Here is a 17,472-nt window from a genome sequence, read left to right on the forward strand (position 1 = left end):
ACCGCCGCCGATGGCCGAGCGCCCGTCGACCCCGGCGCCAGCGCCGGCAGCACCGCCTGCGCAATCGCCGGTGGTCGAACCGCCCGTCGCGAGCCAGGCGCCGGCCCCCGCGATACGCCCGCGCCCGGCCAAGCCGCCGGCATCCGCGGTCGAGCGAGCCAGACCCGTGGCCAGCAGCCGCCCCATCGCCGAATCCCGGCCCGAGACGCCGTCCGAAACCCCTCCCACAACTCCACACAACGTGGGACGCAGGCCGGCAAGGTGCGGTGATATTGTTCTGAAAGCGTCGATGGAATCGCTCAGCCCGGAGGAAGTCGCTTTCTTGAAGAGGGAATGCAAATGACACGCACCAGCAACTTTTCCATGATGACCGGGCTCTGGCTGGGCGCGGCAGCGGCGTTCTTGCTACTGCAGGGCTGCGGAACGCCGACCGCCACCGTCAGCAACAACGCGCTGCCATTCGAAGAGGCCATCGCCGTAGCCACCGACGGGCTGGTGCAGCAGACCCGCAGGATCGCCGGGATGCCCGCCATGCTGGCCAAGGTGGAGGCCAAGGTGAACAAGCACGCCGTCGTGCTCGACCCCACGCTCGATGCCGGCAGCGGCCAGCAGACCGCCGCGACGCAGCAACTCGACCGCGCAGTCACCGAGCGCATGACGAAGAACTTCGAGCAGATCGAGGTGCTGCCGTTCCGCGCCGCCAACCTGGCCAAGGCCGAGTACCTGCTGACGGGCACGCTGGTGCGCGTGCAGGCGGCCTATCGCCTCAACCTCGCGCTGGTCGACATCAAGGGCGGCACGGTGGTGGCCCAGTCTTCGGCGCTGGCGCGCCAGGACACGGTCGACATGAAGCCATTGCCCTACTACAGGGACAGCCCCGTGGTCATCAAGGACCCGGTCATCGACGGCTATGTGCGCACCAGCGCCCTGACGCCGGGCCAGAAGGCCGACCGCACCTACCTCGACCGCATTTCCACGGCGACCGTCATCAACGATGCCACCAACCTCTACAACGCCGCGCAATACCAGGAGGCGCTGGGCCAGTATCGAAGTGCGCTGGCCACCCCGGCGGGGGAGCAGATCCGGGTGCTCAACGGCATCTACCTCAGCTACATCAAGCTGGGCCAGATGCAGGAGGCAGAGGCGGCCTTCGGGCGCGTGGTGGCATTCGGCATCGCCTACAACCAACTGGGCGTGAAGTTCCTGTTCAATCCCGGGAGCACCGAGTTCTGGTCCGACCCCAACATCAGCAGCGCCTACGGCATGTGGTTGCGGCAGATCGCCCGGGAAAGCGGCGCCGCCAAGGTCTGCATGAACATCGTCGGCCACACCAGCAAGACCGGCTCCGAGCAGACGAATGACGCCCTGTCGCTCAAGCGCGCCACCTACATCAAGCAGCGCCTGACCTCCGAATCGCCGGAAGTCGGCAGCCGGACCCGACCGCAGGGCATGGGCTACAAGGAAAACATCGTTGGCAGCGGGACCGACGACCTGGTCGACGCACCGGACCGGCGGGTGGAATTCAAGATCAGGGACTGCCGGGCATGAGTCCGCGATCGCGCGGCTAGGCGGCGGCGCGACCCGTCACCCACTGCCGGATGGCGCCCAGCACCTTCGAACGATCCGGCGTGCGGGAGCCGATCGGCCGCTTCCGGTAGAGCGCGCGCTCCTCCTCCAGCACCTGTTTCAGCGCGGCCACGTTCTGTTCGCTGTACGCCCACACGCCCGACACCACGAAATGCCCCGGCAGTGCGTTCGGCTTGGGTCGGATGCGTACGTTGATGGCGCCGATGCGGTCCATCGCCTCGGCGCGCTCCATGGCTTGCTGCTCGCCGCCGCCAAGAATGTCGACGCGGCGCGAGAAGGCGAAGTTGATGGCCTGGATCTGAGGGAAGCGCTCGGACACGAAGGCGCAGATCTCCAGGAAGATCAGCCGGCCCACGTGCCGGTAGTCCTGGCGCACCAGGTGTGTCGGATTGAAGGACTCGACGTGGATCTCGGTGCCGCTCTTGAGCAGCGGAACGGGCTCCAGCGTGGCCAGCAGCATGTTCCGGTCATAGACGAACATCGGCTGGTCCAGCGCATAGGGCTGCGCGCCGGGGCCGGTGATCCGGAGTTTCCTGAAATGCTGCATGGACGACGGTATGCGGGCGCCGCGTCGGCTGGCCACGAAGGAGCCGGCCGCGATGCGCGTACTAACTCCCTGGGCCGTCGATTATTGCGCGGACTCGAGCCGTGGCATTCGTTTTCCCCTCGATGGCCCCAGCCTCTGTGAGTGAGCTTGACAGGCCTGGAAAAGCCGCAATCCCGGCGGCTGCCGGATGGGCTCAATTGACCGGCGTGACCGTCTCGCGGATCACCCCGCCGCCCAGCACGCTGCCCTCGATGCTGCTCACGCCCGTGCCCGTCACGCGTTGCTCGCAGGCGAGCCGCTCAGCCGGCGGTTGCAACTGGCAGCGGGCCAATGCGTTCTGCTGATACGAGGCCGGTGCAGCGCTCGTCAGGCCGTTGCGACGCGCTTCCTCGCGCGCCGCGCCGGCTTCGCGTATGCAGGCGGCATGGTCTTGCTGGATCGTGTTGCAAACGGTCAGTTCGTTTTGATAACGGGCGTCAGAGCCCGGGCCTCGTGCCGGTGGTGCGGCTACGGCGGCGGCGCTGGCCAGCGTCGTGGTGATTGCCAGCGCCAGAAAGCGGGTGCGGAAAGCGGTTGAAGACATGGAAGCACTCCTGTTGGATGGGCCCGACCAGAAGGTCGAGCCGGTATACAAGCATGGCCTGCGCATGACTGAAACCACGTCGGACGAGGCGCTCAGGAAACGGCAAGCGCTCGGCAAATCCCGTCGGACAAATCCTTCAAGGGCCTACTTAATGGGTCAACACCGCACTGGCGCAGAAGGTATGAAGATTTCGTAGCGAGGGCGCCTGCCGGGAGGCCGGGTCGCGGAGCGGAACCGCACTCCCGTGCGGTGACAACGAAGTTGCGGCGAGGCTGACAACTGCGCGAAGCGCTTGTCATGCCGGAGCCAACACCGCAGACCCGAGATCGGCGTTCGCAGTAGAAAGATTCATACCTTCTAACCGGCGGCGATGCGCTTGGCCAGGTGCGCCAGCGCTTCCTCCACCTGGTCGACCAGGATCAACGACAAATCGCCCGGCTGCAGGCGTTCCAGCGCCAGGTCGATGGCGATGAACTCCCCGCGGATTTCCTCGATGTGGCGCGTGCGGCCCGCGCCGGCCAGGCCCTGCCGCAGCAGCGCCATCACCTCGCCGTCGGCACGGCCGCGCTGGGCTGCGTCCTGGTAGAGGATCACGTCGTCGAAGGCTTCGCCGAGGATGGCGGTCTGGTCGCGGATGTCGCTGTCGCGCCGGTCGCCCGCGCCGCTGATGACCACCGAGCGCTTCTTCGCCGGCATGGTGTCGACGGCGGACACCAGCGCCTTCATGGCGTCGGTGTTGTGGCCGTAGTCGGCGATCACGGTCGCACCGCGGAACTCCATGACGTTGAAGCGCCCGGGCACGCCGGCCGCGTCGTTCTTGAAGCTGGCCAGGCCGCCGCGGATGGTGTCCCAGTCCATGCCGATGGACCATGCCGCGCCCACCGCCGCCATCACGTTCTCGACCTGGAACATCAGCGTGCCGCTGCGGGTGATCGGCACGTCGCGCAGCGGCACGCGTTCGCGCCACGAGCCCTCGGCGGCCACCAGCGTGTCGTTGTCGACGTAGATGGTGCGCTTGCCCTGGGCCCGGTGCGTGGCCATCACCGGATGCTGCCGGTCGGCCGTGAAGAACACGATGCTGCCGGGGCAACCGCCCGCCATCGCGGCCACGTTGGGATCGGCCGCGTTCAGCACCGCGTAGCCCTTGGGCGCCACGTTGCGCACGATCACGCGCTTGAGCACGGCCAGGTCTTCCACCGTGGTGATGTAGTTGAGCCCGAGGTGGTCGCCGCTGCCGACGTTGGTCACCACGGCCACCTGGCAGCGGTCGAAGCCGAGGCCTTCGCGCAGCACGCCGCCGCGCGCGACTTCGAACACGGCCGCATCCACGTCCGGGTGCAGCAGCACGTTGCGCGCGCTCTTGGGGCCGCTGCAGTCGCCGCTGTCGGTCTGCCGGCCGTCGACGTAGACGCCGTCGGTGTTGGTCATGCCGGTGCGCAGTCCGCTGGAGGCGAGCAGGTGGTTGACGAGGCGTGCCGTGGTGGTCTTGCCGTTGGTGCCGGTCACGGCGATGACCGGGATGCGGCCGTCGTCGCCCGGCGCGAACATGGTGTTGATGACCGCCTCGCCGACCGCCCGGCCACGGCCGAACGAGGGCGAGATGTGCATGCGCAGGCCCGGTGCGGCATTCACCTCGACCACGCCGCCGTGCTGCTCCTCCAGCGGGCTCAGCACGTTCTCGCAGACCATGTCGACGCCGCAGATGTGCAAGCCCACCATCTGCGCCGCATCGACCGCGCGTGCGGCGATCTCGGGGTGCACGGTGTCGGTGACATCGGTGGCGCTGCCGCCGGTCGAGAGGTTCGCGTTGTTGCGCAGCACCACGCGCTGGCCGCGGGTGGGCACGCTGTCGGGCGTCAGGCCCTGCGCCTCCAGGCGGCCGACCGCGATGTCGTCGAGCCGGATCTTGGTGAGCGAGGTGGCATGGCCTTCACCGCGGCGCGGGTCGAGGTTCACCGTCGCGACGAGCTGGCGCACCGTGGACGTGCCATCGCCGATCACCTGGGGCGGATCGCGGCGCGCGGCGGCCACGAGCTTGTCGCCCACCACGAGCAGGCGGAAGTCGAAGCCGGGCAGGAATTTCTCGACCATCACCTCGCCGTACTCGGCCGCCGACGCGAAGGCCGCATCGAGCTGTTCGCGCGAGGTGATGTTGACCGTGACGCCCTTGCCCTGGTTGCCGTCCTGCGGCTTGACCACCACCGGCAGGCCCACGTCCTGCGCGGCGGCCCAGGCGTCGTCCGGGTCGGCCACGGGGCGGCCCAGCGGCACCGGCACGCCGGCCGCGTTGAGCAGTTGCTTGGTGAGCTCCTTGTCCTGCGCGATCGATTCGGCCACCCCGCTGGTGCTGTCGATCTCGGCCGCCTGGATGCGCCGCTGCTTGGCGCCCCAGCCGAACTGCACCAGGCTGCCGCTGGTGAGGCGCCGGTACGGAATGCCGCGCGCCACGGCCGCATCCACGATGGAGCCGGTGCTGGGGCCGAGGCGTTCCGATTCGTCGAGGTCGCGCAGCTCGGCCACGGCGGCCCTGGCGTCGAAGGCGGTGTCGTCGAGCGCGGCCTGGATCAGTTGCTCGGCCTGCCTGAAGGCGAGCCGGCCCACGGCTTCTTCCGAGTACTGCACGGTGACCTGGTAGACGCCGGCTTCGGTGGTCGGCGCGGTGTGGCCGAAGCTCACTTGGCAGCCGGCCTGCGTCTGCAAGGCGATGGCGGCGTTCTCCAGCACGTGGGCCAGGGCCAGCGGATGGCCGTGCACGATCGGATGCAATTCGCCGATGTCCGGGAACAGGGCGCGCAGGCGGGCTTCGAAGCCGGGGAGTTTCTCGATCGCGTTTTCGTCGCCGGGGCAGGCCACGATGGCTTCGATGGCGGTGTGGCGGCTCCAGAGGTTCGGGCCGCGCAGGGCGCGAGTGCGTGTGACTTCCATGGGGTCAGGCGTGTTGTTTTTCTTGAAAGGGAGCGGACTGGGACAGTTGCAGCGATGCGAGCGCGGCCTGCAGGTCGGATTCGAAGGCTTCGACACCGGCGCCGATCAGGTTGAGCGGAATGCCCAGCGCCCAGGCGGCCGCCACCGCGGCCAGCAGGCTGTCGATGCTCACGCCGACGTGGCTGGCGCGCCAGAGGGTCAGGCGGCCCAGGCCGGGCAGGAAGGATTCGCTGCTGCCATTGGCCAGCACCACGCGGTCCTGCCGCACGATTACGGACTTGCCGCCCGCATCGCGGTGCGCGGCGAGCGGCTCGGCGCCTGCGTCGCTGGCGTAGAGGATGACGGCGCCGTCGCACAGCGGCGCCAGCCCGGCCACGCGCGGATCGGCCGCGTTGAGCACTGCCGTGCCCTCGGGCAGCACCACGTCGACCTGGGTGCGCAGCACCTTGACCATCTGGTCGCTCTCGGTGATGTCGTATTCGGCCAGGCTCTCCGCGCCTTCGAGGTCGGTCACGATGCCGACCTGGCAGCGGTCATAGGCCAGGCCGTCGCGCAGGATTGTCCCGGCGCCGCTTTCGATCACCACGGCCTGCACCGCGCGGTTCACCAGCAGGCGGTGCCCGGCTTCCCAGTTGGCGCTGTCGCGCGCATCGACGCGGCGCCGCGCGAGAAACAGGCCGTCGCGGCAGGCGAGGCCGGTGTGGCGTCCGCCGAGATCGATCAGCCACGCGACCAGGCGCGCCAGCACGGCCGTGTCCTGCGAGCCGGTGACGCCGACGACCGGGATACGGCCAGGCGCATCGTCCGGGAACAGGTGGTCGCAGATGGCGCGGCCGACCGGTCGCGGCGAGCCGACGGCCGGCTTCAGGTGCATCAGCAGCCCGGGCCCGGCATTGACCTCGACGATGGCGCCGCCCTGCGGCCCGAGCGGGCGCGAGATGTCCTGCGCGACCAGGTCGATGCCCGCGATGTCGAGGCCGACCACGCGTGCCGCCAGCGAGGCCGCATGCGCCACCTCCGGATGAACCTGGTCGGTGCAATCGACGCCGAGGTTGCCGTTGCGCTGGATGACGACGACCTGCCCGGCCTGGGGCACCGACTTCACGTCGAGCTTCTGCCGCTGCAGTTCGAGCAGCAGCTTGGAGTCGGTGTTGACGTCGATGAAGTCGAGCGGGTATTCCTCTTCCACGCCGCGCCGTGGGTCACTGTTGAGCTGGCTGTCGATCAGCGCCGCCACGTTGGCCTGGCCATCGCCCGTCACCGTGATGATCTCGCCGCGCGCCGCCGCCACGACCTGGCCGCCGACCACCAGCAGCCGGTGCTCCGAGCCGCGGATGAAGCGCTCGACCATCACGTCGCTGCCCTCCGGCTCGGCCACCGCGAAGGCAGCCTCGACTTCCTCGCGTGTCGTCAGTTCGAGCGAGACGCCGCGGCCATGGTTGGCGTCGGACGGCTTCACGACCACCGGCAGCCCGATGTCTTCCGCCGCCTCCCAGGCTTCCGCCGCGTCGGCCACGACCTGGCCTTCGGGCACCGGTACGCCGCAGCCCGCGAGCAAAGACTTGGTCAGTTCCTTGTCGCTGGCGATCGATTCGCCGATGGCGCTGGTGTAGTCGGTCTCGGCGGTCCAGATGCGCTGCTGCGCCGAGCCGTAGCCCAGCTGCACCAGGTTGCCGTCGTTGAGCCGGATGTGCGGGATGCCGCGGTCCGTGGCCGCGCCGACGATGCAGGCGGTGCTCGGGCCGAGGTAGCAGTCCTCGACCTTGCCCTTGACCACGTCGACGCAGGCTTGCACGTCGGCGGCGGTGAACGGGTCGTTGTTGATGGCCGCCATCAGCAGGCGATGACCCTCGGCCAGTGCGGCGCGGGCCACTTCTTCGTCGCGTGCTCGGAACACCATGCGGTAGACGCCGGTCTTCGAGGTGCTGCGGGTCTGGCCGAAGCCGGTGGGCATGCCGGCCAGGTTGAGCAGCTCGATCACCACGTGCTCCAGCACATGGCCCGCCCACGTGCCTTCGACGAGACGCTGGATGAATCCGCCGCGCTCGCCGACGCCGCAATGGTGCTCGATGAGGGCGGGCAGCAAGGCGGTCAGTCGGTCGGTGAAGCCCGCGACCTGGTTGGATGGAAAGTCTTCCAGCCGGCCCAGATCGAGCCACACTTCGAGCACGGGGCGGTAGGTCCAGAGATTGGGGCCGCGCAAATAGCGGATGCGAGGGAGCTGGATGTCGTCGAAACGGGTCATGAAAACGTTCGATGTGTTTGGTCTATTGCGGGGCCGCCTTCAGGCGTGCCCTCCGCGATGGGTCAGAATCGGCGCCCATCGAGCGCCATGATGCGGCCTGCTGCGGGCCAGAGTTACGAAACCACAATGCAACATCACGATCCAGTCGGCACCCCGGAGGGTGAAGCAGGAGCGGCCTTGAAAAGTCGGCTCACAGCCGCGGAAAACGTTCTGGCCACGCTCACGGTTGACCTCGACGGCGAACTCCGCTTCGGCAACGGCCTGCTTGCGCTGACCGATTCACGCCTGCTCGCACGCGACCCCGATGGTAGCTGGCGCGAGTGGGCCTTGGCGCCTGCCGGCCAGGTACTCCATTTGATTGACCATGCGGGCGTCGGCACGCTCGACTTCCTCGACGACACGGCCTTGCTGGGCCGCTGGCGCTACACGCTGGCGCACCAGGCCGCCGCGCTGCGCCTGCTCAAGCTGTTCGAGCAGCGCGCCGCCAGCGCCGCGCAAGTGAGCGCCGCCGCCGCCGAGGCTGCCGAACGCGACGACATCGCCGCCGGCGAGACCGAAGCGCAGAAGCCGCCCTCGACCTGGGTCCTGTTGCGCCTGGGCCGCTTTGCCAAGCCCTACCGCAAACAGCTCATCACCGGCTTCCTGCTCACGCTGGCCTCGACCGCGGCCACGCTGGTGCCACCCTACCTCACCATCCCGCTGATGGACGACATCCTGATCCCGTTCCAGAACGGGCAGCAGATCGCGGTGGCCAAGGTGGTGATGTTCCTGGGGGCGCTGCTGGTGTCGGCACTGGCCGGCTGGGCGCTGGGCTGGGCGCGCACCTACCTGCTGGCGCTGGTGTCGGAGCGCATCGGGGCAGACCTGCGCACCACCACCTACGAGCACCTGCTGACGCTGCCGCTTGACTACTTTGGTGGCAAGCGCACCGGCGACCTGATGGCGCGCATCGGCTCCGAAACCGACCGCATCAACGTTTTCCTCTCGTTGCATGCGCTGGACTTCCTCACCGACGTGCTGATGATCGCGATGACGGCCATCATCCTGGTGTCGATCAACCCGCTGCTGGCGGTGGTCACGCTGGTGCCCTTGCCTTTCATCGCCTGGATGATCCACGTCGTGCGCGATCGCCTGCGCACCGGCTTCGAGAAGATCGACCGCGTGTGGAGCGAAGTCACCAACGTGCTGGCCGACACCATTCCCGGCATCCGCGTGGTCAAGGCCTTCGCGCAGGAAAAACGCGAGGCGGATCGCTTTCGCGAGGCCAACAAGTACAACCTTCAGGTCAACGACAAACTCAACAAGACCTGGTCGCTGTTCACGCCGAGCGTGTCCTTGCTCACCGAGATCGGCCTTCTCGTGGTGTGGGGCTTCGGCATCTGGCAGGTGGCGCGTGGGCGCATCACTGTGGGTGTGTTGACGGCCTTCATCGCCTACATCGGGCGCTTCTACACGCGGCTGGATTCGATGAGCCGCATCGTCTCGGTCACGCAGAAGGCGGCCGCCGGCGCCAAGCGTATCTTCGACATCCTCGACCATGTGAGCAACGTGCCGGAGCCGGCGAATCCGGTGAAAGTCGACAAGATCAGGGGCCAGATCGAGATGAAGGGCCTGGGCTTCCGCTACGGCTCGCGCGCGGTCATCCGCGACCTCGACCTGGTGATCGAACCGGGCGAGATGATCGGGCTGGTGGGCCACAGCGGCTCGGGCAAGAGCACGCTGGTGAACCTGATCTGCCGCTTCTACGACGTGACCGATGGCGCCATCAAGGTCGACGGCACCGACATCCGCCGCTTCGCCGTGGCCGACTACCGGCGGCATGTGGGGCTGGTGCTGCAGGAGCCCTTCCTGTTCTTCGGCACCATCGCGCAGAACATCGCCTACGGCAAGCCGGATGCCACGCGCGAGGAGATCGTGGCCGCTGCGCGGGCGGCCCATGCGCATGATTTCATCCTGCGTCTTGCGCATGGCTACGACTCGTTGGTGGGCGAGCGCGGGCAGGGCCTGTCGGGCGGCGAGCGCCAGCGCATCAGCATTGCGCGGGCCTTGCTGATCGACCCGCGCATCCTGATCCTCGACGAAGCCACGTCGGCGGTGGACACCGAGACCGAGAAGGAAATCCAGAAGGCGCTCGACAACCTCGTGAAGGGCCGCACCACCATCGCGATCGCGCACCGCTTGTCGACCTTGCGCAAGGCCGATCGGCTGGTGGTGATGGACCGCGGCGAGGTCGTCGAGGTCGGGCCACACGACGCGTTGATGGAGAAGCAGGGCGCCTACTGGCGGCTGTACCAGGCGCAACTTCGGCAGGCTGACGACGAGGAAGAAGCGCAGGAGCAACGCAGCGAGGTTTCCGCCGTGCTGCACACGCACGCGGCGCATCCGGCGGGGCACGCATGAACATTCATATCGAACGCGATGCATTCGGCCATCTCGTGCTGACCGACGTGGACGGCGAGCGGCACGTCGGCATCGTGCCGGTGCGCGCCTTTCCACTGACGGCGCCGGACCACGGCATCTCGCTGGTCGGCAGCGACGGCAAGGAGCAGGTGTGGGTCGACCGCATCGAAGACCTGCCGGCCGGCACGCGCGCCTTGCTGCTGGAGGAGCTTGCCGCACGCGACTTCGCGCCTACCTTGCAGAAGCTGCACCGCGTGTCGAGCTTCGGCGTGCCGAGCACGTGGTTCATCTCCACCGATCGCGGCGAAACCAGCTTCGTGCTGAAAGCCGAGGAAGACATCCGCCGGCTCGAGGGCGGCGCCTTGCTCATCGGCAGCGCGCAGGGCGTCCAGTTCCGCATTGCCGACGTGAAGGCGCTGGACCGGGCGTCGAAGAAGCTGCTCGAGCGCTTCTTGTGAATTCAGAAGGCGTGAAGATTTCATAGCGAGGGCGCCGAGGTCGGGTCGAGCAGCTCAGCTGTACGTCGGTACGGCGGGCAGCGCAGGCCCGAGTTCGGTGGCCGCAGTAGAAGGATTCGCACCTTCGGCGGCTACTGCCCTGCAACAGGCGTCAGCGGCGGCAGCTTCCACGTCCCGTTCATCGCCGCTTCGCTGGGGCCATAGATGCGCCCGACGGCGCTGTACCTGCCCTCCGGCGTCGGCAGCCAGTTGGACTCCTTCTCGGCGCCTGGCGATGCATGGCCGAGGTACAACGTGACGCCGCCGTCGGCATCGCGCTTCATTATCAGCCCCTGCGTGCGGTAGCCTATCGAATAGCGCTTGAGCGGATTGGCATAGAGAAAGCGGTCGGGCAGCGTGTAGAGGGTCATCGACCAGAAGAACCTGGCGGGCGGGAGTTGTCCCGGCGCGAAGTGATATGAATCGTCGACAGCTTGCTGCCATCGCCGAGATAGCCGCCGTACCAGGCCTCGGCGAGCGAATTGCCGTACAAGCCCTTTTCCGCGGCGAGGCGCGGATCAGGTAGTCGTTCTTCAGTTCCGCCCGGCTGCCGAAGATGCCGTTGGACGAGAGCGTGACCTTCGACTTCGCGGCCAGCGCCTCCTTCGCGTCCGACACGCCGTCGTCGATGGCGGCCAGGGTCGCAGGCGGCAGCTTGGTCGCGTCGAAGGGCAGGCCGCGCCCGATGCCGATGGTCGCGAAGCGCTTCATCAGTTCGACCTCGCTGGGGTGCGGCGGTTGCGTGAACTGCAGCAGGAAGTTGAGATAGCCGATGAAGTCATGCGAGCGCGCCTTGGCGACGTCGTACGGCGGCAGGGTGATCGCCGGCGCAGCCGGTGGTGCAGCGGTCTTCCGGAAGCTGCTCAGCGGCTGCAGTTTCATACCGGCTTGTACGGCCTTCACCGCTTCCACATCGTCCGGCCCATTGAGCGCGGTGCGGGTCAACGACAAGACGATGTCCGTCTCGGCATGGAAGACCTGCTCGATGCCGGGCGGCGTCTCGCCCTTCCAGCGAGGGCCGGCGAACAGGTAGTTGCCTGCCTGGTTGCCCGTCGCCCGCGAACCGATGTAGGCGAAGTTGTGCGTGAACAGGTCGATCCATTGCTGGACGTAGTAGCGCTTGCCGGGCACTGCAGGAACGCTCACGACCCAGGGCTCGGCGCGCAAGTCCAGCCAGGCCCACGAGTACGGGGTGTCGTTGTTGGGCGTCACGATGTCCCGGTTCTCGGGCGTGAACGCCTCCGAATAGTGGCGGAACCTGCCGAAGCCGCCCACGTACTCGCGCCCCGCCGGGTCGGAGAGTTGCTTGTACATGGTGTTGTAGCCCTCGGTCATCGCGAAGGCATAGATGTAGGCCTCCTTGGCGATGGCGCGAGTTTCAGCAGGGGACGGCGGCGGCGTCTGCGCGGCGGCCGGCTGCCCGACAAGAAGACCGATTCCCAGAGCCACGGCGCCTGTGGATTTTGAAAGCATCGTTTGTCCTTTCGGTTGGCAGGGTGCGCAGCTTAAGTCGGGCTTGCACTCGCGCGCCACCTTCGCGGGATTTGGCCCGATTCCTCCCGTAGCCGGGGTTTTCATCGTGTGCGATCAAATCCGATAGACTGCATCACTTTCAATAAAATGCATCAAACTATGCGCACCACGGTTACGCTCGAAGATGACGCCTTTGGCCTTGCGCAAAGCTACGCTCAGGCGCGCGCGCTCAAACTGGGGCAAGCGATCTCCGAATTGATCCGCCGCGGAAGCGGCGAGCGTCTTCCCATGCGCAAGGTGGGCGGGGCCTGGGTATTCGATCTGCCGGCAGATACCCCCACGGCAACCGAGCGTCAGGTCAAGAGCTTGCTGGACGAAGCGCCTTGAGCTATTTGCTGGATGCGAACGCCCTGATTGCCTTGGCGTGGCCGGCGCACGAACACCACGAACGGATGATTCGGTGGTTCAAATCGCACGCTCGCCAGGGGTGGTCGACTTGCGCGCTCACGCAGGGTGCGTTCCTGCGTGTCATTTGCCAGCCGGCGTTCGCAGGGCGACTCGTGGAAATCAGCGAGGTCGCGGAACTCCTTTTGCGAAATACCGCTCACCCGCATCACCAGTTTCTGCCCCTTGATTTCGGGTTTGCAGAAGTATTGGGTCATTGCACCGGCGGCGTGCGTGGCCACCGCCAGATCACGGATGCGTGGTTGCTGACGCTCGCCGCTCGACATGGCATGAAGTTGCTGACCTTCGACACGGCGATCTTGCAACTGCTTGCCAGCGTTGCAGAGCGCGAGCTGCATCTGAGCGTGCCCTCTTGAATCAACGCAACCCGAGCGCGCGCAGCACGTCGTAGCAAGCGCCCATCGTGTGGTAGTCGGTCTTGCCCGCGGGGCTCTTGTGATCTGACAGCGCGCGGTTGTCGTTGCCGCGCTTGAAGTACCAGGCGCCGTGCTGGTGGTCGATCATGTGGGCCCAGCTGTAGGCCCAGATGCGGTCGTACCAGTCCCAGTACGCCGGCTCGCCCGTGCGCAAGCCCAGCAGCGCGGCGGCGGCGAGGCTCTCGGCCTGCACCCAGAAATACTTTTCGCCGTCGCACACCTGCCCGTCGGGTGCGCTGCCGTAGACCAGGCCGCCGTGGGCGTGATCCCAGCCGCGTTGCATGGCGGTGTCGAAGAAGTGGCGCGCGGTCGGCAGCAACCATGCGGGGCGCCGTGCTTCGGGCAGGCGCGCCTCCAGCTGCAGCAGCAGCTTGGTCCATTCGGTGAGGTGGCCGATCTGGTAGCCCCAGGGGCGGAAGATGTTGGTGTTGTCGTGCCGGTTGTAGTCCCAGTCGATCGACCAGTCGCTGCGGTAGTGCTCCCACACCAGCCCGCCGGCGCGCGCGGCCTGGCGTTTGGCGATGCCTTCGGCGAGCGTGACGGCGCGCGCGAGGAATGCCTCGTCGCCGGTGGCTTCGTGCGCCGCCAGCATGGCTTCGCAGCCGTGCATGTTGGCGTTCTGCCCTCGGTAGTCGCTGAGTCGCCAATCGGGCGTGGCGTCGTCGGCATAGAGCCCGTGAGCAGGCTCCCAGAAGCGCTGCTCCATCAGCGCGAAGGTGGCGTCCAGCCCGGCACGCGCTTCGCTGGCGCCGGCCATCAGCGCATGCGCATGGGCCAGCAGCACGAAGGCGAGCCCGTAGCAATGCCGGGTGCCGTCCTTCACGCTGGCGCGTTGGCCGTCCCAATCGATGATCCAGGCATGGCCGCCTTGCGGCTGCGCGTGGGCGTGCTGCAGGAAGCGCAGGCCATGGCGCACGATGTCCAGGTCGCGCGGACGTTCCGTGGCGCCGAACTGCCGCAGCGCCATCGCATGGTTGAACACGAATCGCGTGCTGCTGACCAGGTGGCGCGTGCGCGTGTCGAACACCACGCCGTCGTCGCGGAAGTAATGGAAGAACCCACCGGTGGGGTCCACGTCGCGCCCGTCGTAGAAGGCCAGCGTGTGGCGGATGTGGTCCAGCAGGAAATCGGGTGAGCGGAAGTCGGGCATGGCGTCTTGACGTTGGGTCGAACCCCAGTGTCGGCGATTCGGCGAAACTTGCGGGCTCGCCCTGCAACGCTCCATCGGGGGAATTTTTCAAGATGCACACCACCGCACTCGTCCTGTTCTCCGGCGGCCAGGATTCCACCACTTGCCTGGCGCAGGCGCTGTCGAAGTACGAGCGCGTCGAGACGCTCGGCTTCGACTACGGCCAGCGCCACCACATCGAGATGGACGCGCGCCGCGTGGTGCTCGCGAACCTGCGCGAGCGCTTTCCGCAATGGGCGCCGCGCATGGGCGAGGACCACGTGCTCACGCTGGCGGCGCTGCAGCAGCTCGGCGGCTCGTCGCTCACCGACGAGGTCGCCTTCGCGATGCAGGCGGACGGCCTGCCGAACACCTTCGTGCCGGGGCGCAACCTGCTGTTCCTGACGCTGGCCGGCGCGCTGGCCTACCGGCGCGGCCTGCAGGTGATCGTCACGGGTGTCTGCGAAACCGATTTCTCCGGCTACCCCGACTGCCGCGACGACACGATGAAGGCCATGCAGATCGCGTTGTCGCTCGGGCTGGAACGGCGCCTGCTGATCGAGACGCCGCTGATGTGGATCGACAAGGCCGACACCTGGAAGCTGGCGCACGCTCTCGGCGGGCAGGCGCTGATCGACCTGATCGTCGAGGACACCCACACCTGCTACCTCGGCGACCGCGTGCATCGCCACGCGTGGGGTTATGGCTGCGGCACCTGCCCGGCCTGCGACCTGCGCCAGCGCGGGTGGGCGCGCTATTCGGAGCGCGAGGCGAACACGTCGTCCAGCCCGTAGTCGCGCTCGATCTTGCAGATGCGGGCCTTGTAGTCGCTGTACCAGGTGCTGCGGCCGGTCTGCTGGGCATGCAGGTGCTCGGCATTGGCTTTCCAGGCGCGGATCGATTCGAGGTCGCGCCAATAGCTCACGGTGATGCCGATCCCCTCGCGCGCCGACTCGATGCCGAGGTAGCCGGGCTGCTGTGCGGCGAGCTCGCCCATGCGCTGCGCCATCGCGCGGTAGCCGTTGTCGCCCTCGGTGCGCAGCGACGTGAAGATGACGGCGTAGTAGGGCGGCTCGGGTGTATTGGCGATGGTCATGGGCGCGTCTTTCAGCCTGCGGCCTGTCCCGCCAGTCGGCAGCAATGCCTGGGGCGGCCCGGCGCCGCGCTCACGCAGGCGCTCCTTGCGTGACCAGGCGATAGCGAGGCGCTTCCCCGTCCCCCTGCGGCGCCAGCGTCCAGCGCTGGCGATGGTGGTCGCCGACGGCGGCGCGGTGGGCGATGGAGACCATCGCGCCGCCGGCCTGCTGCACCGTCGCCGACAGCCTTTCGTACAGGGTGCTCTCGGCCTCCGGATCCAGTGCGCTGGTGGCCTCGTCCGCGAACAGCCAGGCCGGCTTCTTGAGCAGCACCCGCGCAATTGCCAGGCGCTGCCGTTCGCCGCCCGACAGCTTCTGGCTCCAGGCGTCGCTGTCGTCCAGCCGGCTCGCCAACTGCGGCAACAAGGCATCGTCGAGCGCCTTGCGCAGCGCCTCGTCGCTGAAGTCCGAGGCGGGGCTGGGATAGGCCAGTGCATCGCGCAAGGTGCCGTCCGGCACATAGGGCCGCTGCGGAATGAACATCGCGTTGTCGGGCACGCTCATATGCCCTTTCGCAAAGGGCCAGATGCCGGCGAAGGCGCGGAACAGGGTCGACTTGCCGCTGCCCGACGGCCCTTGCAGCAACACGCTGTCGCCGGCTTGCACGCTGAGCGCCGCATTGGCGAGCAACTGCGTGCCGTTGGGCAGCGCGACGCTCAGGTCGTCGGTGTGCAGCGACGAGGCACCTGGCTCGCGCGCCAGCGAATCGTGGGTCTTCGCATGGGCCTCCATGGCGTCATCGAAGCTGGTCAGGCGATCGGCGGTGGCACGCCAGACGGCCACGCGGTCGTAGTTGTCGACGAACCACGAGAGCGCGTCCTGCACTGTGTTGAAGGTGCGCGAGACCTGCATCAGCTCGCCGAACTGGATCGCGCCGCTGAAGAAGCGCGGCGCCGCCAGGAAGAACGGGAACACCACCGACAGCTGCGCGAACGACGAGGTGAAGGCCACCAGGTTCTTCTGCTGCTTGATGAGAGAGAGGTAGTTGCGCAGCACGCTGCCGAAGCGCAGGTCGAGCTGGCCGTGCTCGACCTTCTCGCCGCGGTCCAGCGCGATCGCCTCGCTGTTCTCGCGCACGCGGATCAGGTGGTGCCGGAAGTCGGCCTCGTAGCGCTGCTGGTTGAAGTTGAGGCCGATCAGCGGCCGCCCGATGTAGTGCGTGAGGGTCGTGCCGACCACGCAATAGATCACCGCCACCCAGACCATGTGGCCGGGGATGGTGACGTCATGTCCGCCGAGCGCGAACGAGATCGGGCCCGACAGGCTCCACAGGATGCCGATGAAGGTGACCAGCGTCACGACCGAGTTCAGGATGCCCATCGACAGCGTCACCGTGTAGTCGGTGAAGAGCTGCATGTCTTCCTGGATGCGCTGGTCGGGGTTGTCGGCGCTCGCCAGTCCGTTGCCGGCGCCGGCCGCCGCCGTGTAGCGCGCGAGTTCCAACCGGTAGAAGGTGCGGTTGGCGAGCCAGCGGGTCATGTAGCTGCGCGTCATCCAGGCGCGCCAGCGCAGTTGCAGCAGTTGCGTGAGGTAGTACTTCAGCACCGAGACGAGGATGCCGCCCATCGCCAGGTAGGTGAAGCGCAACAGTTGCTGCCAGAACACCTGCTGGTCCTTGGCCTGTAGCGCGTCGTAGAAGACCCGGCTCCAGTCGTTGATCAGCACCGTCACGTAGACCGTGCCCAGGTTCAGCGCGATCACCGCGAGGAACAGCGCGCGTGCCCTCCATTTCTCTTCCGATCGGAAGTAGGGCGCCGCCAGCCGGCCGATGCGGCGCAGCGTGTCGAGCATCGAGCGGGACGAGGGTGCGGGAAGCGAAGCTTGGGAAGTCATGTACCGCCATCGTGAAGCGCGCCTGCTGGCGCCTGGGCGGCCATCCTAGCTGCGCCGGCGCGGCTTCGCTTAGGCGATGCTGAAGCGCAGCAGCGGATCGCCGGCAGGGTTCGATCGGTTTCCGGTCCTGCCAGCCGGTGGAGGTGGCATGCACTTCAAGGCTCGCGCGGCGGCAACGCGGGTTGCCGCCGCGGGGC

14 protein-coding genes and 2 pseudogenes are annotated in these 17,472 nt (G+C 67.5%); 6 read left to right on the plus strand and 10 right to left on the minus strand.

The window, feature by feature from the left end; translation table 11 throughout:
* A pseudogene (locus HCU76_RS34775) lies at positions 1-228 on the minus strand (hypothetical protein); the annotation flags it as partial.
* Positions 229-339: 111 nt separating this feature from the next.
* On the opposite strand from HCU76_RS34775, the gene HCU76_RS34780 reads away from it, so the two are divergent.
* Entirely contained in the window at positions 340-1,548 is a 1,209-nt protein-coding gene (locus tag HCU76_RS34780; protein ID WP_218511849.1) for an OmpA family protein, read from the plus strand.
* Between the two features lie 16 nt (positions 1,549-1,564).
* On the opposite strand, the gene HCU76_RS34785 is transcribed toward HCU76_RS34780, so the two are convergent.
* From HCU76_RS34785 to cphA (HCU76_RS34800), 4 genes are all read right to left on the minus strand, one after another.
* Positions 1,565-2,134: a hypothetical protein gene (locus HCU76_RS34785; protein ID WP_218511850.1), complete on the minus strand. Its 570-nt coding sequence runs from the start codon at positions 2,132-2,134 to the stop codon at positions 1,565-1,567.
* Between the two features lie 193 nt (positions 2,135-2,327).
* Positions 2,328-2,717 carry a hypothetical protein gene (locus HCU76_RS34790; RefSeq protein WP_218511851.1) on the minus strand — a complete coding sequence of 130 codons (390 nt, stop codon included), beginning with the start codon at positions 2,715-2,717 and terminating at the stop codon, positions 2,328-2,330.
* Positions 2,718-3,074: 357 nt separating this feature from the next.
* Positions 3,075-5,642, minus strand: coding sequence for a cyanophycin synthetase (gene cphA, locus HCU76_RS34795; RefSeq protein WP_213953039.1), 2,568 nt, complete (start codon positions 5,640-5,642; stop codon positions 3,075-3,077).
* A gap of 4 nt (positions 5,643-5,646) precedes the next feature.
* Positions 5,647-7,887 carry a cyanophycin synthetase gene (cphA, locus tag HCU76_RS34800; RefSeq protein WP_213953040.1) on the minus strand — a complete coding sequence of 747 codons (2,241 nt, stop codon included), beginning with the start codon at positions 7,885-7,887 and terminating at the stop codon, positions 5,647-5,649.
* Between the two features lie 126 nt (positions 7,888-8,013).
* Here cphA (HCU76_RS34800) and HCU76_RS34805 point away from each other — a divergent pair, with 126 nt between their 5' ends.
* Together HCU76_RS34805 and HCU76_RS34810 are read left to right on the plus strand one after the other, a co-directional pair.
* A complete protein-coding gene (locus tag HCU76_RS34805; RefSeq protein WP_213953041.1) occupies positions 8,014-10,287 on the plus strand; it encodes an ABC transporter ATP-binding protein in 2,274 nt (757 codons plus the stop codon).
* Positions 10,284-10,745: a DUF1854 domain-containing protein gene (locus tag HCU76_RS34810; protein WP_213953042.1), complete on the plus strand. Its 462-nt coding sequence runs from the start codon at positions 10,284-10,286 to the stop codon at positions 10,743-10,745. Before HCU76_RS34805 ends, HCU76_RS34810 begins: the two co-directional genes overlap by 4 nt.
* Positions 10,746-10,876: 131 nt before the next feature.
* Here HCU76_RS34810 and HCU76_RS37410 read toward each other — a convergent pair whose 3' ends face one another.
* On the minus strand, positions 10,877-11,155 hold the full coding sequence (locus tag HCU76_RS37410) for a DUF1214 domain-containing protein (protein WP_371319951.1): 279 nt from the start codon (positions 11,153-11,155) through the stop codon (positions 10,877-10,879).
* Between the two features lie 556 nt (positions 11,156-11,711).
* Positions 11,712-12,362: pseudogene (locus HCU76_RS37415) on the minus strand (DUF1254 domain-containing protein); the annotation flags it as partial.
* Positions 12,363-12,416: 54 nt separating this feature from the next.
* Here HCU76_RS37415 and HCU76_RS34820 point away from each other — a divergent pair.
* Both HCU76_RS34820 and HCU76_RS37420 read left to right on the plus strand, forming a co-directional pair.
* Complete coding sequence (locus HCU76_RS34820) at positions 12,417-12,644, plus strand: hypothetical protein (protein ID WP_213953044.1); 228 nt, start codon at positions 12,417-12,419, stop codon at positions 12,642-12,644.
* 32 nt (positions 12,645-12,676) lie between these two features.
* Positions 12,677-13,078, plus strand: coding sequence for a PIN domain-containing protein (locus HCU76_RS37420; RefSeq protein ID WP_371319952.1), 402 nt, complete (start codon positions 12,677-12,679; stop codon positions 13,076-13,078).
* A gap of 1 nt (position 13,079) precedes the next feature.
* Here HCU76_RS37420 and HCU76_RS34830 read toward each other — a convergent pair whose 3' ends face one another.
* Positions 13,080-14,288: an AGE family epimerase/isomerase gene (locus tag HCU76_RS34830; RefSeq protein WP_218511854.1), complete on the minus strand. Its 1,209-nt coding sequence runs from the start codon at positions 14,286-14,288 to the stop codon at positions 13,080-13,082.
* 92 nt (positions 14,289-14,380) lie between these two features.
* On the opposite strand from HCU76_RS34830, the gene queC reads away from it, so the two are divergent.
* Positions 14,381-15,100, plus strand: coding sequence for a 7-cyano-7-deazaguanine synthase QueC (gene queC / locus HCU76_RS34835; protein ID WP_218511855.1), 720 nt, complete (start codon positions 14,381-14,383; stop codon positions 15,098-15,100).
* Here queC and HCU76_RS34840 read toward each other — a convergent pair.
* Complete coding sequence (locus tag HCU76_RS34840) at positions 15,061-15,402, minus strand: antibiotic biosynthesis monooxygenase (RefSeq protein WP_218511856.1); 342 nt, start codon at positions 15,400-15,402, stop codon at positions 15,061-15,063. The two genes, queC and HCU76_RS34840, sit on opposite strands and share 40 nt — an antisense overlap.
* Before the next feature lie 70 nt (positions 15,403-15,472).
* Positions 15,473-17,275, minus strand: a complete 1,803-nt coding sequence (locus HCU76_RS34845; protein WP_218511857.1) for an ABC transporter ATP-binding protein/permease — start codon at positions 17,273-17,275, stop codon at positions 15,473-15,475.
* Between the last annotated feature and the right edge of the window lie 197 nt (positions 17,276-17,472).

The organism is Variovorax sp. dw_308, assembly GCF_019207085.1.
In the GTDB taxonomy this organism is placed as follows: domain Bacteria; phylum Pseudomonadota; class Gammaproteobacteria; order Burkholderiales; family Burkholderiaceae_C; genus Variovorax.

What these genes read in the sequence shown, in the direction of transcription:
- HCU76_RS34780 (WP_218511849.1), top strand. Translation starts at nt 340, where the DNA reads ATGACACGCACCAGCAACTTTTCCATGATGACCGGGCTCTGGCTGGGC.
- HCU76_RS34785 (WP_218511850.1), bottom strand. Translation starts at nt 2,134, where the DNA reads ATGCAGCATTTCAGGAAACTCCGGATCACCGGCCCCGGCGCGCAGCCC.
- HCU76_RS34790 (WP_218511851.1), bottom strand. Translation starts at nt 2,717, where the DNA reads ATGTCTTCAACCGCTTTCCGCACCCGCTTTCTGGCGCTGGCAATCACC.
- cphA (WP_213953039.1), bottom strand. Translation starts at nt 5,642, where the DNA reads ATGGAAGTCACACGCACTCGCGCCCTGCGCGGCCCGAACCTCTGGAGC.
- cphA (WP_213953040.1), bottom strand. Translation starts at nt 7,887, where the DNA reads ATGACCCGTTTCGACGACATCCAGCTCCCTCGCATCCGCTATTTGCGC.
- HCU76_RS34805 (WP_213953041.1), top strand. Translation starts at nt 8,014, where the DNA reads ATGCAACATCACGATCCAGTCGGCACCCCGGAGGGTGAAGCAGGAGCG.
- HCU76_RS34810 (WP_213953042.1), top strand. Translation starts at nt 10,284, where the DNA reads ATGAACATTCATATCGAACGCGATGCATTCGGCCATCTCGTGCTGACC.
- HCU76_RS37410 (WP_371319951.1), bottom strand. Translation starts at nt 11,155, where the DNA reads ATGACCCTCTACACGCTGCCCGACCGCTTTCTCTATGCCAATCCGCTC.
- HCU76_RS34820 (WP_213953044.1), top strand. Translation starts at nt 12,417, where the DNA reads ATGCGCACCACGGTTACGCTCGAAGATGACGCCTTTGGCCTTGCGCAA.
- HCU76_RS34830 (WP_218511854.1), bottom strand. Translation starts at nt 14,288, where the DNA reads ATGCCCGACTTCCGCTCACCCGATTTCCTGCTGGACCACATCCGCCAC.
- queC (WP_218511855.1), top strand. Translation starts at nt 14,381, where the DNA reads ATGCACACCACCGCACTCGTCCTGTTCTCCGGCGGCCAGGATTCCACC.
- HCU76_RS34840 (WP_218511856.1), bottom strand. Translation starts at nt 15,402, where the DNA reads ATGACCATCGCCAATACACCCGAGCCGCCCTACTACGCCGTCATCTTC.
- HCU76_RS34845 (WP_218511857.1), bottom strand. Translation starts at nt 17,275, where the DNA reads ATGACTTCCCAAGCTTCGCTTCCCGCACCCTCGTCCCGCTCGATGCTC.